General features: G+C 58.6%; 12 protein-coding genes. 1 reads left to right on the plus strand and 11 read right to left on the minus strand.

The genetic code is table 11. From position 1 onward, the window contains the following. Positions 1-230: 230 nt before the first annotated feature. The 5 genes from GVJ63_RS16650 to GVJ63_RS16670 all read right to left on the minus strand — a co-directional run bounded on the left by GVJ63_RS16650 (position 231) and on the right by GVJ63_RS16670 (position 6,358). Positions 231-623 (minus strand): helix-turn-helix domain-containing protein, encoded by a 393-nt coding sequence (locus tag GVJ63_RS16650; protein ID WP_232526500.1) that lies wholly within the window; start codon positions 621-623, stop codon positions 231-233. 1,117 nt (positions 624-1,740) lie between these two features. Then, complete coding sequence (locus tag GVJ63_RS16655; protein ID WP_022623984.1) at positions 1,741-2,637, minus strand: alpha/beta hydrolase; 897 nt, start codon at positions 2,635-2,637, stop codon at positions 1,741-1,743. Between the two features lie 743 nt (positions 2,638-3,380). Further along, entirely contained in the window at positions 3,381-3,725 is a 345-nt protein-coding gene (locus tag GVJ63_RS16660; protein WP_010671501.1) for a hypothetical protein, read from the minus strand. A 22-nt stretch (positions 3,726-3,747) separates the two neighbouring features. Then, positions 3,748-5,094 (minus strand): sodium:proton antiporter, encoded by a 1,347-nt coding sequence (locus tag GVJ63_RS16665; RefSeq protein ID WP_159227134.1) that lies wholly within the window; start codon positions 5,092-5,094, stop codon positions 3,748-3,750. Between the two features lie 61 nt (positions 5,095-5,155). Continuing rightward, positions 5,156-6,358, minus strand: coding sequence for an MFS transporter (locus GVJ63_RS16670; protein ID WP_010253427.1), 1,203 nt, complete (start codon positions 6,356-6,358; stop codon positions 5,156-5,158). A 93-nt stretch (positions 6,359-6,451) separates the two neighbouring features. Here GVJ63_RS16670 and GVJ63_RS16675 point away from each other — a divergent pair, with 93 nt between their 5' ends. Continuing rightward, the gene (locus GVJ63_RS16675; RefSeq protein ID WP_052270753.1) at positions 6,452-7,420 is read left to right on the plus strand and encodes a LysR family transcriptional regulator; all 969 of its coding nucleotides are present in this window, start codon (positions 6,452-6,454) and stop codon (positions 7,418-7,420) included. 34 nt (positions 7,421-7,454) lie between these two features. Here GVJ63_RS16675 and GVJ63_RS16680 read toward each other — a convergent pair whose 3' ends face one another. The 6 genes from GVJ63_RS16680 to kdpF form a co-directional block, all read right to left on the minus strand. Then, a complete protein-coding gene (locus tag GVJ63_RS16680; RefSeq protein ID WP_010253431.1) occupies positions 7,455-7,958 on the minus strand; it encodes a TIGR00645 family protein in 504 nt (167 codons plus the stop codon). Between the two features lie 54 nt (positions 7,959-8,012). After that, positions 8,013-10,688, minus strand: coding sequence for a two-component system sensor histidine kinase KdpD (gene kdpD, locus GVJ63_RS16685; RefSeq protein ID WP_159227135.1), 2,676 nt, complete (start codon positions 10,686-10,688; stop codon positions 8,013-8,015). Positions 10,689-10,914: 226 nt separating this feature from the next. Continuing rightward, complete coding sequence (gene kdpC / locus GVJ63_RS16690) at positions 10,915-11,481, minus strand: potassium-transporting ATPase subunit KdpC (RefSeq protein ID WP_010253435.1); 567 nt, start codon at positions 11,479-11,481, stop codon at positions 10,915-10,917. 10 nt (positions 11,482-11,491) lie between these two features. Next, positions 11,492-13,540, minus strand: coding sequence for a potassium-transporting ATPase subunit KdpB (gene kdpB, locus GVJ63_RS16695; protein WP_010671495.1), 2,049 nt, complete (start codon positions 13,538-13,540; stop codon positions 11,492-11,494). Then, the gene (gene kdpA / locus GVJ63_RS16700) at positions 13,537-15,225 is read right to left on the minus strand and encodes a potassium-transporting ATPase subunit KdpA (protein ID WP_159227136.1); all 1,689 of its coding nucleotides are present in this window, start codon (positions 15,223-15,225) and stop codon (positions 13,537-13,539) included. The genes kdpB and kdpA overlap by 4 nt, the downstream gene beginning before the upstream one ends. Beyond that, positions 15,225-15,314 (minus strand): K(+)-transporting ATPase subunit F, encoded by a 90-nt coding sequence (kdpF, locus tag GVJ63_RS16705; RefSeq protein ID WP_010253443.1) that lies wholly within the window; start codon positions 15,312-15,314, stop codon positions 15,225-15,227. Before kdpF ends, kdpA begins: the two co-directional genes overlap by 1 nt. Positions 15,315-15,389 lie beyond the last annotated feature (75 nt).

The following is a 15,389-nucleotide window of genomic DNA, read 5'->3' on the forward strand; positions in this document are numbered from 1 at the left end:
TGCAACTTCGCTCAACGAAAATTAATGCGCCCGCTGACGCGAAATGTAAAACCTGCGTTTCTCTTCATATTATCAACACCCAGCAAGAGCCAGGCTGATTAACAGCGAAAAAACCGAACCGACAGTAATTAAATCCATTTATATATGAAATTATTTAATGACTACCGATTATATTCACAGGCCCGGCGTCCATTTCCACAGCATTATCGTTAGTGAATTTATCGCTGTGCTTAATGAATGCCTGAAGTGATACGACTGCTAAATAACCTCTCCACGCTGTCGCTTTTGAGGAGATAGCCTTTCTTCGAAACTCTCAGGATCACATCATCACTTAAACCCAGAAAAAAGAGCTTCGACTTTAAATTAGACATAACCTGCCAGACCCGCTGCGTAGAAGAACTCAGTCCATGTTTATCCCAGACGTTCTCCATAAGTTCCGAATCCGTGACAACATCAATAGTGGCATTTTCAAAAAGATACTCTAATACGTGCGACATGGTTTTTCTCAGGATGATATCTTCACCATACCCATTCAAACAAATTAGTCGCTTTGTCTTGTGTAAATAAACCACGTTCTCTTCAATAAGATAGCCAATAAAATTTACTTCATTACCCGGTAGCATGATGTTCTCCAGAACAATGATGAAAACAAGATAATAACTTTTATTCAGGTATTTAAAAAACATCCCTTCATTATTTGTACATCACTTTTTAATCAGCCCTGGCCACGCCTTTCCATTGTTCCTGGTCTGTAATAGCGATGCCTCGATGATCGTCATGCATATAACCCTTTGTTGTGTGTTAAAATCCTGACTATCCACCTCGCCACATCGTTAATAAAAAGTAATAATAAATAAGTCTGTTCTGGCGGAGAAGCAGACTGACCTTAATACTCATCCGACAGAGTGCAATAAGATGTTGTTGCTTATCATCGCCGGCAAGAAAACTTAAATATTTCTTAGTTAAATCAGAAACCACCGATAAACTGACCAGGATGGATTGCTGTCTGATTTGCCTCATCTTATGCGTAGCCGTTATGAAATCATCTAACGTTAACGAAGACAATAAAGTGGGATTTTTATTTTAGTTCAAAACTTACGGGTTTTATCACGGCCATCTGTAGCAGAATCAGCCAAAATAAAGCTTAAAAGAAGAATCGCTTTGGATTGAAAGACGATTGCGTCATCCGAACACGCCCGCTTCAACGCTTTCATTAGTTTTTTTATAATCCATAAGACCTGATATTTCTGGCCAATTTTTGATCTGTATCAACTGGCAATATATCGGTGGAAAAAGCAAAGTAATGGCGGAAAAACAGAAGCAAAAGATATGAGATAGGAATGTTCTTTGCCCGGGAATTAATCAGATCCGTTTGTTTATTAAGATAATTATTAAAGCGTCTTTATTTAGCTATTTTGTACCGTACTAACGGCAGGAGATTGTCATCTCATTGTATACCGAGTCAGAAATAAGCGTGAGTGCCCCTTAGCTCCGTACACCCTCGCTAACGTGATAAATAAGAATGAGTTATTAATGCGCCCTGACCTGTCAGCATAGTCCGCTGATATCAATATTGAGGGTCTGGGTTTGGGTTTGGGTTTCGGTTTGGGAGGTTTAAGATGGCAGAGGGCGCAGCATTAACCGGGACCGGGACAAAGGGTCACCTTCGATCTGGTGACCTTGCGCCAGGCAGGGGGAGAACGGATCCCCCGGTGCAGTCGTGCACCGCGCCAGTGCAACTCAGCTCACGCGATCCAGCCAGCGAACATAAGCCTGATCCCATAGCGCCGCTGGCGTGCCCGCCTTGCCAAGGCCAAAGCCATGCCCGCCTTTGCTGATCTGAATCAGCTCAACCGGCACACGATTACGGCGACAGGTGTCGCGCATCAGCTCGGTGTTAAACGGATTTGAGGTGTGATCGTCCTCGGCCTGCGCCAGAAACGTCGGCGGATATTGCCGGGTTACGTAGTTCTGCACTGACCAGTTCGCCTCATCCTGCGGCGTGGCATTTTTGCCGACCATCATCAGATGGGTATTGGTGTGCTGATAAGGCGCTTCCAGGGTGATGACCGGATAGATCAGACCCACGCTGTCGACTTTGGGCACCACTTCATCCAGCGGATCGATGGCCGGATAGGATTCAAAGTCCGGTCGCGCCGCTGCCAGCCCCAGCAGATGCCCACCTGCCGAGAAGCCCAGCACATGCACCTTGCGCTCAAAGGATCGCACCAGCCGGATGGCACGCTGCGCATCCTGCAGCGGTGCCAGCCGCCCCGCCTGCCACTTCTCATGCGGCAGCCGGTAGCTGAGCACATAGGCGGTATAGCCATTGGCATTGAGCCAGCGCGCGACCGGCCAGGCTTCGCGTCCCATGCCGATCCAGCGATAACCGCCACCCGCTGCAATTAATACCGCTTCGCCATTGGGATTTTCCGGTTTAAAGCGCTGAATCGCCGGGCTGACGATATTTGACCAGGAACCGGTGCTGTTAATATGCAACTGGCCCGATGGGCCGCCGCCGCCGGGCGGATCGTCCGGCCAGAGGGGAATAATGTCATCGCGGGCAAATATTTTGCCGGTGGTCATGGAGAGCCCGAGCGCTCCCGTGCCGAGAATAAAGCGTCGACGCGTAATCATAATGCCTGTTATGTGATACCAGAAGAGTGAGCAAACCGTTGCGGCAGGCTGCAGTAAAATCAACAGATGCAAGTCGGGTGCCATGGCTGGCGATTATGTACGCAATGGCCCCTGAAAAGCCATAAAAAAACGCGCCCGCCAGGCGTAATGCTGATCAGTTAAGATTAGATTTGTAAAGGCTGTCACGGTCAAACGTGGCAGCTTTTTTCCGGGCGAGCGAGCCGCAGTGCGGGCCTGAGCACCTCTGCTGCTGCCGGGCCGTCCTCGCGCCGCTCACGCGGTACCTTCGGCTTTGACGTCGTGCCGACGAACCGTTCGGGGATCGGCCCTCCCTGGCCGGCCCCGAACTGTCCACGCTTCCCGGCGTGGACTTCTGGCCCACCGTCACGCCTCAGCGCTGCGGATAACCCTTTCAGCAGCAGAGGCGCTCAGGCCTCCACTCTCGTGCCCTTTTTAACAATACACACTGAAGTTTCAGAGCAGGCCGGTGGCGATCAGGAGCAGGCAATCCGCAGCGCTGAACAGAATGAGTCTGCCAGGAGAGCCCGCAGGACGCGGGCGAAAGGCGGGGCGGCACAGGATGTGCCATCCCCGGCGGTCCGTCAGGCAGGCGAATGAAGTGAAGGAACCGCGCAGCGGCGCGAGGACCGCCAGCCCCTGAGCGGCACCAGACTGCGTTATCACCTGTCGCTTAACTGGCTGGCATTAGCCCGGCAGGCGCGTTTTTATTTAATCCGATGCGGTTAATCTTCCTGCTGGAACTGCGCCATCACGGCCTGCTCACACTGCTGTTCGTTAACGCGCAGTTTGGCACGCTCATCATCTCCCAGCTGCAGCCAGGCACTGGCCACTTCACGCGCGGACTCTTCATCAAATTCAGGCTGATTCATCGCCGACGGCGACTGACTGCGCGCCACGGTCGATTTCATCTGTTCGACATACTGATCCGCACTGGCGACCTTTTTCTCGCCGCTGACAATGTGGCACAGCTGACTGGCATAAACATTCTGCTCAGTGTCAGCCTCGTCCGCCGCCAGCGCGCTGCCGGTGGCGAGGATGCTCAGCAGCACTATCTGAGTTACTTTCATTCTTAACTCCTGTTAGTTCGGGTTAAACCTTACGCTGAAGGGCTTCTAGGCGTTTCTGACGCCAGTTCAGCAGCGGCGACACGGTGGTGCCGTGGACCACCACGCTGCAGACCACCAGCGTTAACGCCATATTGGTCATAATTTCCATCTGCGGGCCTTCCATACCGTGCGTCCAGGCATAGGCGATGTAGTTCAGACTGCCAATCCCGCGGATGCCCAGCCAGCCAATCAGCAGACGCTGCCCCAGCGGCAGTCCGGCGCGCAGCGTCACCAGCCAGACGGCCAGTGGCCGCACCACCACAAACAGCACCAGGCCAATCAGCACGCCGTAGATGTTCCAGTGCTGCGCCAGTGTGACGCCCAGCACCACCATCATGCCAGCCGCCAGTAAACGTTCAATAGTATCGCCAAAAGAGAGGGCGTCGCCTACTACAAACCCTATCGACTTCACCATATTGTTGTCGCCCTGATGCGCCAGGCGTTTGTTAGGGTTCACCAGTGCTTCAGAGGGCAGCACGCGCTCGTCGTCAGAGAGATCGTCCGGCTGATGGCGACGGAATACGCCCATCTCAGCACGGCGTAATCCCAGCCCGGCGGCGAAGGCAGCCAGGAAGCCGGAGGCACCCAGCCACTCCACCAGTGAATAACTCAGCGCAATCAGCGCCAGCGCCAGGAAATCATTGGGTGCCACATCGCCATTGGCATTGCGCAGTCGGGTCGCCAGCAGGCCAATCAACTGCCCCAGCACGAAACCGATGATCAGACCGCCGCCAATTGCCCAGAGCACCTCGATCGCACCCCAGTGCCCCAGCATCGCCACGCTCAGGCTTTCGCCATTAAACAGCAGCAGCGCCAGCATCAGCAGCGGCAGCGCGGAGCCATCATTCATGCCCGCTTCGCTGGAGATTGCCACGCGCAACGAATCATCATCCTGCGCATCGTTGACCGAGATTAAGCTCGCCAGCACCGGATCGGTTGGCGCGACAATGGCACCAAACGCCAGTGCAATCGGCCAGTCTAATCCTACCAGGAAGTGCGACAGCAGGGTCATCGCGGCCACGGTCAGCAGCATGGCGGGAAAAGCCAGTTTCAGCCCGGTGTGCCAGCAGTTGTTTTGCAGCGGCTGACGCAGCTTGAGGCCGGTGATGAACAGCGAGGCAGCCATGGTGATTTCAGTGATGTGCGCCACGGCTTCGGAATGGGTAACAATATCGATGTGGATAACATCAAATCCCCACGGGCCGCACAGCATGCCCGCGATAAGGAACAGACCAAATGAGGTGACTGGCCCCCGGTGAATCCAACCGGAAGCCAGCGACATCAGCAGCAGAAGGCCGCCCGTCGCTGCTGTCCAGGCTAAAAAGTTCATAACACTCCAGATTATTTCGGGTTTATGAATAAGCCTGGCACATTTTTTGACGGGCGAGGTGTCAGTTTTTCAGGTGACGACTGGCGAAGCGGACCGCCAGCGCGGCTGCACCGGCTAAGGTCGAGAGCGCAACCACGCCATTCCAGCCCCAGTGTGCCAGCGCCAGACTTCCCAGCGCCGCACCGGTGGCCATACCGATAAACACCACGGTAAACAGCAGCGCATTCAGGCGACTGCGTGCTTCCGGCGCCAGGCCATAGACCAGCGTCTGATGCGCCACCAGGGTGGCCTGCACCCCTAAATCGAAGCCGATGGTGCAGAGGACAATCAGCGCCAGCTGGGCTGGCATTGGCAGCAGCGGCAGCAGAAACATCAGTGCAAAGGAGATTGTCACCAGCGCGGCGCCAGCCTGCGTAACCCTTGCCGGACCGATGCGGTCAGCAAAACTGCCCGCCAGCGGTGCCGCCATGGCACCCGCCGCACCGGCTAAACCAAATGCCCCGGCCACGGCACTGTCCAGATGAAAGCGGTCGCTGAGCATTAACGCCAGCGTCGACCAGAAGGCGCTAAAGCCCACTGACAACAGCCCCTGAGCCAGTGCGGCACGACGCAGCGTCTGATGGTGACGCCACAGGTGCACCAGCGACAGCAACAGGCGCGGATAGCTCACCGAGGTGCCTGGCGCGAAACGCGGCAGTACCCGCCACAGCGTGAGCGTAATCAGCAGCACCGCCAGCGCAGCAATCATATACATGGTGCGCCAGCCGAAATACTCTGCCACCACCCCGCTGACCACCCGCGACAGCAGGATGCCCACCAGCAGCCCGGTCATCACCGTGCCGACTGTTTTACCCCGGCTGCGTTCCGGCGCCAGCGCCGCCGAAGCGGGCACAATATCCTGCGCCACGGTGGCGGTCAGGCCGGTGATAAAACTGGCAATCAGCAGCGCGCTGAGTCCACCGGAAAAACCACACAGCAGCAGCGCCGCCACCAGCATTAAGCCTTTGATAAAGATAATGGTGCGCCGGTCATGACGATCGCCCAGCGGAGCCAGCAGCAGGATGCCCAGCGCATAGCCGGCCTGGGTCAGCATCGGCACCATGCCGACCGCGCCGATGCCAGCGTTAAACTGCTTGCTGATGATATCCAGCATCGGCTGGCTGTAGTAAATCGACGCGACGCTGAGTCCGGCACCGGCGGCCAGGGTAAACACCAGCGGCGCAGAGAGCGGTTCATTTTGAGTCTGGGTCTGTATGGCTGACATGCTGTAATCCTCATCATTTCGTCCTGCCATTAAAGCGCATTGCGGTTATACGCGGTAGACTGACATCAGGCAAAACCGTTATACATGGTGCGTATGAACAATCCTAACAGCAGCGATCGCATCGATCTGATGCAGACTTTTATCCGTATTGTGGAGAGCGGCAGCTTATCCGCCGCCGCCGCGCAGCTCGGCACGACACAACCCACCGTCAGCCGCCGACTGCAGAGCCTGGAGCAGCGGCTGGGCCTCAAGCTTATCCTGCGCACCACCCATGCGCTGAAGCTTACCGATGATGGCGAGCGCTGCTACGCCCAGGCGCGGCAGCTGCTGGCGACCTGGCATGCGCTGGAAGATGAGCTGACCGGGGCCAGCGATGACCCGGTCGGTACGCTGCGGGTTCGCGCCCCACACGCCTTTGGTCAGGATCAGCTGATCGCCCCGCTGGTGGACTATCTGCACCGCTACCCCCGGCTCAATATTGAGTGGATGCTGAATGACCGCACGCCCGACTTTATGGCAGAGAATGTGGACTGCGCCATTCAGGTCGGTGCGCCAACCGATCCTTCGGTGGTGGCGATACTGCTGGCAGAAGTGCCACGTATTGTGGTGGCCGCCCCGCACCTGCTGGCGCAGCAGCCGCCGATAGAGCGGGTTGAACAGCTGCGCGACCTGCCGTGGCTGGCACTGACCAGTTTTTACCGTAACGAAGTGGTGTTGCAGAAGATTGACGACGGCCAGCCGGTCAACCTGGCGATTACGCCCCGACTAAGCAGCGACAGTTTATATGCGGTGCGCAAAGCGGCACTGGCAGGGATGGGAGCCGCGATCGTCTCGTCCTGGGCGGTGCAGGAAGATCTGGCGGATGGCGGCCTGGTTCAGCTGATGCCTGCGTGGCAGGCACCGCCGCTGCCGGTGTGGCTGACCTATCCCTGGGCGAGTTACTACCCGGCCAGGCTGCAACACTTTTTTGCCATGATCAAAGAGGTGATGCCGCAGCTGGCGGGCACGCGTCCGGCCTCACAGCCAGCGGGTCGTTCAGGGGGAACAGAGCGGAAAGGGTAAAGCAGGCGCCCGCCTCAGCGGGCCGCCAGAGAGGTTACTTCGGTTTTTTATCGCTGCGCGACATCTGATCCAGCCAGCCCATCACAAAGGCGGAGAGCACAAAGGTCAGGTGGATAATCACGTACCACATCAGCTTGTCGTTTTCGACGTTGCGCGCTTCCATAAACACCCGCAGCAGGTGAATTGAGGAGATGGCGACAATGGAGGCGGCGACTTTGTTTTTCAGCGAGCCGGAGTCCATCTTGCCCAGCCAGCTCAGCTTCTCTTTATCTTCGTCGATATCGAGCTTAGAGATGAAGTTCTCATAACCTGACAGCATCACCATCACCAGCAGGCCGCCAACCAGCGTCATATCCACCAGCGACAGCAGCAGCAGGATCAGATCGTTTTCCGCAATGCTGAAAATGTTGGGCAGCAGGTGGAAAATTTCCTGGAAAAATTTAATGGTCAGCGCCAGCAATCCCAGCGAAAGTCCAATGTAAACCGGGGCCAGCAACCAGCGCGATGCATACATCAGGTTTTCGGTAAAACGTTCCATACAATCCCACGAATAATCAAACAGGTCCGGGAGTATAACCGATCAACTGTGAAGTTATTTCAGCCCTTCGTCAGAAATTTCAGGGACCGGCGGCAGCGGCAGCGAGAGACGAAATGCCGCGCCCCCTTCGGCCCTGTTCTCTGCCCAGATCTGACCACCGTGGCTCTCGATAATGGTTTTACAGATTGCCAGACCCAGCCCGACGCCCGGCACCGCCGACTCTTTGTCGCCCCGCCAGAATTTATCGAATATCCGGCTTAAATCGTCTTCGGCAATGCCCGGTCCGCTATCCCAGACCGAGATCTCCAGCCGTGATGCCGCACGCCAGGCACGAATGCCGCGTGGTGCGCTGTTACCGGCATACTTCAGGCTGTTCTCAATCAGGTTGGTGAAGACCCGCTCCAGCAGCGTGCTGTCGCCTTTGATCAGCACGATGTCGTCCGGCAGATCGAGCCGGACCTCATGCCCTTTCAGTGATGGTGCCATGCTGCTCAGCGCTCCGCCGACCACCTCTTCCAGCGCCAGCCACTCCTCACGCAGGTTGAGGCCGCCCGACTGAATGCGCGCCATATCCAGCATGTTGCTCACCAGCCGGATGGTGCTCAGCGTCTGCTCGCGGATCTGACTGGCCTGCGGCACATATTTTGAGTTGTCGCTGGCCAGGTCGAGCATCAGCATTTCCGCCTGACCAAACAGCACGGTCAGTGGGGTGCGCAGGTCGTGGGACAGCGCTGACAGCAGCGCATTGCGCAGCTGTTCACGCTCCGCCGAGAGCCGGGACGCCGCCTCGCTATGCGACAGCGCCATCCGTTCCAGTGCGTTAGCAATCAGCACCGTAAAGGTTTCCACCAGCCGCTGCTGCTCGGGGATCATCAGCTGACGCAGGTTCTGCGGCTCCACCACCAGCAAACCCCGGCAGTGCGCGCCACTTTTCAGCGGCAGGATCTGATAAGGCACCGCCGGTAAGGTATCAGTGCCCGCACCCGCAGGCTGGCCTTTGCTGTAACTCCATTTAGCAATCGCGCGATCCGGCTCGCTGGCCGGTAACGCATCGCCCACCGGTTGCAGTTCGCCCTGCTCATCCGGCAGCAGCAGCAGGCAGCGCGCCTGTAACGTGGCATCCAGCACCCGCTGGCTGGTGGCGGCGATATCCTGCGGCGTTAACGCACTGCCCAGCGATTTCGCCATCTCATAGAGCTGGCGCGCCCGCTGCTCGCGGTAGCGCGCCACCCGCGCCTGATAACGCACGCCTGCCGTGAGATTGCCGACGATTACGCCCACCGCCAGCATCACGCCAAAGGTCACCAGATATTGCAGATCGGAGACCGCCACCGTGCCGGTGGGGGCAACAAAGAAGAGGTCAAAGGCGACGATATTCATCACCGTGGCGATCACCGACGGCCAGCGGCCATAGCGCAGCGCCACGATCACCACCGCCAGCAGATAGATCATCACGCAGTTGGCGGGATCGAAACCGATCAGCACCGACTGCCCGGCGGCGGTTACAAGAATACAGAGCACCAGCGCCATCATTACGCCGCGCAGCTGAATACGCCATTTTTCGCTGGTGACGCGGCCATCCGGCAGCGGATGCGGCGCATCCTTCAGCGGCTCATCCAGCGCCACCACCAGCAGATCGAGATCCGGCCCCAGCTGGCCGAGCCGTTCGGCAAAGCTGTCACGCCGCCAGCGCCGCAGCGGGCGACGACCGGTGACAATTTTGCCCAGATTGTGCGCGCGGGCGTAACCCAGTACCGCTTCGGCTTCATCGGGCTCAGAGAGAGTCGCGGTTTCCGCGCCCAGCTCCTGCGCCAGCTGTAACGTACGCAGAATCGCCCGTCGCCGCGCTTCCGGCAGCCGGTGCAGCCGGGGCGTTTCGACATAGACCGCATGCCATTCACTGCCAAGCCGCGCCGCCAGTCGGGCGGCGGTGCGCACCAGCTTTTCACTGCCGCTGTCGTCGCCAATGCAGAGCAGAATGGCGTCGCGGGTGTGCCAGACGCGCTCCCGTCCCTGCTGATCGCGCCAGGCGCGCATCTGATCATCCACCCGATCGGCGGTGCGACGCAGGGCCAGCTCACGCAGGGCGAACAGGTTACCTTTGCGGAAAAAGTTTTCGATAGCGCGTTCCGCGCGGTCGCCAATGTAGACTTTGCCCTCTTTCAGCCGCTGCCGCAGATCGTCGGGCGGCAGATCGACCAGCACCACTTCGTCGGCGCTGTCGAAAAAGGGATCGGGTACGGTTTCGCGCACCTGAATGCCGGTGACGCCGCCTACCACATCATTGAGGCTCTCAAGATGCTGTACGTTGACGGTGGTCAGTACATTGATGCCCGCTTCCAGCAGCTCCTCAATATCCTGCCAGCGCTTGGGATGGCGCGAGCCCTGCACGTTGGTGTGCGCCAGCTCATCCATCAGGATCACCGCCGGATGGCGAGCCAGCGCGGCATCAAGATCAAACTCCGCATGACGCGAGCGGCCGGTTGCGCGACGCGGCAACAGGGTTAACCCTGTCAGCAGCTGCGCGGTTTCCGGCCGGTCATGGGTCTCTACCACACCGATTAAGACATCCAGACCCTGCGCGCGCAGCCGCTGTGCCTCCTGCAGCATGGCGTAGGTTTTACCCACGCCAGCACAGGCACCAAAGTAAATTTTCAGCTGCCCGCGATGAGTCTCGCGGTTAGCCTGCAGTAGCGCGTCGGGATCGGGACGCTGGGGTTCGTGGTTCATCGCTTCCTTAGAGCCTATGCCAGTAGGCGTAATTGTTGCAGACAGTCTGGACACGGACAGCGCGGAACAACCGGAGCGTACACGTAGTACGTGAGGATGACTCGCTGCGCTCGCCCCTTCAGGGCCGCCCTGACGGGCGTTCAGGTTGCTAAAGCAGACTGTGTGAGCACTGCCCAGGTTCAGACTGACAAATAAAATAGCCTAATGGGATAGGCTCTTAACACCATTACAGTTCGTTGAGCGCCATATTCAGCTGCAACACATTGAGGGTCGGGGTGCCGAGGAATGGCAGCAGCGGACGATGCGTCATCTTATCAATCAGCGCCTCGACCTGCGGCAACGGCAACTGGCGGCTGGCGGCGATACGCGGTGCCTGCCAAAGGGCGGCCTGTGGCGAAATATCCGGGTCCAGCCCGCTGGCTGACGCGGTGACCAGTTCAACCGGGACGGCGGCCGGTGCCTGCGGATTCGCGGCCCGCAGCGCAGCGACGCGATCGGCTACCGCTTTGTCCAGCGCCGGGTTGCTGGCGGCCAGATTGCTGCCCCCTGAGGCCAGCGGATTATAAGGTTTATCGCCACTGGCTGAAGGGCGGCCCCAGAAATAGTTGGGCTGGGTAAAGTTCTGGCCAATCAGCGCCGATCCGCGCGCCACGCCATCCTCCTCCAGCAGCGAGCCGCTGGACTGGGACGGAAACAGCCACTGCGCCAGACCGGTGGTGAGCAAAGGATAAACCACGCCGGTAACAAGCGTAAGCAGCAACAACAGTAAAATTGCCGGACGTAACTGACTCATTTTTCTCTCCTCAGGCCATGCCTGAAAACACTAACAGCAGATCGATCGCTTTGATGCCGACAAACGGCACCAGCAGGCCACCCAGACCGTAAATCAGCAGGTTGCGGCGCAGCAGCGCAGCAGCGCTCAGTGGGCGGTAGCTGACGCCTTTCAGGGCCAGCGGGATCAGGAAGACAATCACCAGAGCGTTAAAGATCACCGCCGACAGAATCGCACTGGCTGGCGAGTGAAGGTGCATCACGTTAAGCATGTTGAGCTGCGGATAGGTCGCCGCAAACGCCGCCGGAATGATGGCGAAGTATTTCGCCACGTCGTTGGCGATACTGAAGGTAGTCAGCGAACCGCGTGTCATCAGCATCTGTTTACCAATGTGCACCACTTCAAGCAGCTTGGTCGGGTTCGAGTCGAGATCGACCATGTTGCCCGCCTCTTTCGCCGCCTGGGTACCGGAGTTCATCGCTACCGCCACATCCGCCTGCGCCAGTGCTGGCGCATCGTTGGTGCCGTCGCCGGTCATCGCCACTAAACGTCCTTCCGCCTGATACTGGCGGATCAGCGCCAGCTTGGCTTCCGGCGTGGCCTCTGACAGGAAGTCATCCACGCCCGCTTCCGCAGCAATCGCTGCGGCCGTCAGCGGGTTATCGCCGGTGATCATCACCGTTTTGATACCCATTTTGCGCAGTTCGGCAAAGCGCTCTTTGATGCCGCCTTTGACGATATCTTTCAGCGCCACCACGCCCAGCACGTTCGCGCCCTCTGACACCACCAGCGGCGTGCCGCCACTGCGTGCCACCTCTTCCACCTGCGCATTGACCTCGGCCGGGAAACGGCCATGGTTCGCTTCGATGTGGCGACGAACCGCATCGACCGCGCCTTTGCGGATCAGTCGATCCTGCACGTTCACGCCGCTCATGCGGGTCTGCGCAGAGAACGGAATAAAGCTGGCACCCATGCTGCTGAGATCGCGCTCACGCAGATTAAATCGCTGTTTCGCCAGCACCACGATGCTGCGCCCCTCCGGCGTCTCATCGGCCAGCGAGGCGAGCTGTGCGGCGTCGGCCAGTTGCTCTTCGCTGACGCCCGGCGCGGGCAGGAACTGGGTCGCCTGACGGTTACCCAGAGTGATGGTGCCGGTTTTATCCAGCATCAGCACATCCACATCGCCCGCGGCTTCCACCGCACGCCCGCTGGTCGCAATGACGTTAGCACCCAGCATCCGGCTCATCCCCGCCACGCCAATCGCCGACAGTAAGCCGCCGATGGTGGTCGGGATCAGACAGACCAGCAGCGCCACCAGCACCGTGATGCTGACCGGCGTTCCGCCCCATGCCGAGAACGGCCAGAGTGTCACGGTCGCCAGCAGGAACACGATGGTCAGTGACACCAGCAGGATGGTCAGGGCGATCTCATTCGGGGTTTTACGGCGTTTCGCGCCTTCCACCATGGCGATCATCCGGTCAAGGAAGGTTTCGCCCGGGTTGGCGCTACAGGTGATCACCAGCCAGTCAGAGAGAATGCGGGTACCGCCGGTGACGGAGGCGAAGTCACCGCCCGACTCGCGGATCACCGGTGCGGACTCACCGGTAATGGCGCTCTCATCCACCGAGGCACCGCCCTCCATCACTTCACCGTCGCAAGGGATGATGTCGCCCGCTTCCACCAGCACGGCATCGCCTTTGCGCAGCTCATCGGCACTGACCTGCTGCCACTCGGCGCCATAGCGCGCCGCTGAGAGTTTTTTGGCAAAGCTGGTTTTTTTCACCCCTTTCAGGCTGCTGGCCTGGGCCTTACTGCGCCCTTCTGCCAGCGCCTCCGCCAGGTTGGCAAACAGCACGGTGAACCAGAGCCAGACCGCGATCGCCCCGGTAAAGCTGGCGCTGCCGCTGATCCGGCCGGTCAGCATCGCCAGCGCCAGCAGCGAGGTCAGAATGCTGCCGAGGTAGACCACAAACATCACCGGGTTACGGAACTGCACCCGGGGATCGAGCTTTTTCACTGCATCCCAGGCCGAGGTACGCAGCAATGCTGCGTCAAATAACGCCTGTTGTTGACGACTCATGAGGATTGTCCCTGAACAAGTTGCAGATGCTCAGCCACCGGGCCCAGCGCCAGAGCAGGAATAAAGGTCAGTGCACCCACCAGCAGCACCGTGCCGATCAGCAGTCCGATAAACAGCGGACCGTGGGTTGGCAGCGTGCCGTTACCCACCGGCTGCACTTTTTTCACCGCCATCGCACCGGCAATCGCCATCACCGGAATGATGATGCCGAAGCGGCCCAGCAGCATGCAGGCAGCCAGTAACAGGTTCCAGAACGGCGTGTTAGCACTCAGTCCGGCAAAGGCGCTGCCGTTGTTGTTGGCAGCCGAGGAGACCGCGTAGAGCACTTCGCTGAAGCCGTGAATGCCGGGATTGGCCATGGCACTGCGTCCGGCGTCGGTCATCATCGCCAGCGCGGTACCGATCAGCACCAGCGCCGGTGTGACCAGAATCGCCAGCGCGGTCATCTTCATCTCCCAGACGTCGATTTTTTTACCCAGGAACTCCGGGGTACGACCGATCATCAGCCCGGCGATAAACACCGCCAGCAGCACAAACAGCAGCATGCCGTAGAGACCGGCACCGACGCCGCCAAACACCACTTCGCCCAGCTGCATCAGCCACATCGGCACCATGCCACCCAGCGCAGTAAAGGAGTCGTGCATGGCATTCACCGCACCGCAGGAGGCGGCGGTAGTGATAACCGCGAACAGGCTGCTGTTAAGAATGCCAAAGCGCGTCTCTTTACCTTCCATGTTGATGGCGCTGTCAGCACCCAGCTGGAGGAAGTGCGGGTTGCCCTGCAGTTCGGCCCACATGACGACCGATACCGCCGCCACAAACATCAGCGTCATCGCCCACAGCAGCATGTGGCCCTGACGACGGTCACGCACGCTTTCGCCAAACGCGAAGCAGAGCGCCGCCGGGATCAGGAAGATGCTCAGCATCTGCACCAGGTTAGTCAGCACCGTCGGGTTTTCAAACGGATGGGAGGAGTTGGCGTTAAAGAAGCCGCCACCGTTGGTGCCCAGCATTTTGATCGCTTCCTGCGACGCTACCGGCCCCATCGACAGTGTCTGCTGCACGCCTTCCAGCGTGGAGAAACTGTGATAAGGCGCGAAGTTCTGGATGCTGCCCTGGCTGACAAAGAACAGCGCCATCAGCAGGCTGATGGGCAGTAAGACATAGAGCGTGATGCGCGTCAGGTCGCGCCAGGCGTTACCCAGGGTCGCAGAGCTGCGATTAGCAAAACCACGGATCAGCGCAAATGCCACGGCGATACCGGTCGCGGCTGAGAGGAAATTCTGCACCGTCAGGCCCACCATCTGACTGAAATAACTCAGGGTGCTTTCGCCGCTGTAGGATTGCCAGTTGGTGTTGGTGACGAAGCTCACGGCGGTGTTCAGCGCCAGATGCCAGCTCAGGCCAGGCATCTGCTGCGGATTCAGCGGCAGCGCGCCCTGCATCAGCAATATTGCCAGCAGCACCACGAAACCCAGCGCATTAAACAGCAGAATCGCCAGCAGGTAGTGCGGCCAGCGCATGTCCGATTGTTGCGCGCCCAGCAGTCGCCACAGCGGCGCTTCCAGGCGGGCAAACACCGGCTTGTCAGCCACTAACGACGCCAGACCCCGTCCGAGCGGCTGCGCCAGCACCATCAGCAGCAGCAGATAAAATGCGATGAGTAAAAAAGCATTGGCCGCCATCAGAAGGCCTCCGCATTTAACAGGGCATAGATCAGATAGCCCAGTAACAACACCACCAGCACAATGCCGGTTATTACGCCCACGCTCACAGGAACCTCCAGAGGATTGGATTTATGGCTTAGCTTGCGCGGAGGCGTATAAAGAAGGGGTTAAAATGCAGCGGG

Origin of the sequence: Pantoea sp. 18059, assembly GCF_902706165.1 — a bacterium.
GTDB lineage: Bacteria > Pseudomonadota > Gammaproteobacteria > Enterobacterales > Enterobacteriaceae > Pantoea > Pantoea agglomerans.

What these genes read in the sequence shown, in the direction of transcription:
- GVJ63_RS16650 (WP_232526500.1), bottom strand. Translation starts at nt 623, where the DNA reads ATGCTACCGGGTAATGAAGTAAATTTTATTGGCTATCTTATTGAAGAG.
- GVJ63_RS16655 (WP_022623984.1), bottom strand. Translation starts at nt 2,637, where the DNA reads ATGATTACGCGTCGACGCTTTATTCTCGGCACGGGAGCGCTCGGGCTC.
- GVJ63_RS16660 (WP_010671501.1), bottom strand. Translation starts at nt 3,725, where the DNA reads ATGAAAGTAACTCAGATAGTGCTGCTGAGCATCCTCGCCACCGGCAGC.
- GVJ63_RS16665 (WP_159227134.1), bottom strand. Translation starts at nt 5,094, where the DNA reads ATGAACTTTTTAGCCTGGACAGCAGCGACGGGCGGCCTTCTGCTGCTG.
- GVJ63_RS16670 (WP_010253427.1), bottom strand. Translation starts at nt 6,358, where the DNA reads ATGTCAGCCATACAGACCCAGACTCAAAATGAACCGCTCTCTGCGCCG.
- GVJ63_RS16675 (WP_052270753.1), top strand. Translation starts at nt 6,452, where the DNA reads ATGAACAATCCTAACAGCAGCGATCGCATCGATCTGATGCAGACTTTT.
- GVJ63_RS16680 (WP_010253431.1), bottom strand. Translation starts at nt 7,958, where the DNA reads ATGGAACGTTTTACCGAAAACCTGATGTATGCATCGCGCTGGTTGCTG.
- kdpD (WP_159227135.1), bottom strand. Translation starts at nt 10,688, where the DNA reads ATGAACCACGAACCCCAGCGTCCCGATCCCGACGCGCTACTGCAGGCT.
- kdpC (WP_010253435.1), bottom strand. Translation starts at nt 11,481, where the DNA reads ATGAGTCAGTTACGTCCGGCAATTTTACTGTTGTTGCTGCTTACGCTT.
- kdpB (WP_010671495.1), bottom strand. Translation starts at nt 13,540, where the DNA reads ATGAGTCGTCAACAACAGGCGTTATTTGACGCAGCATTGCTGCGTACC.
- kdpA (WP_159227136.1), bottom strand. Translation starts at nt 15,225, where the DNA reads ATGGCGGCCAATGCTTTTTTACTCATCGCATTTTATCTGCTGCTGCTG.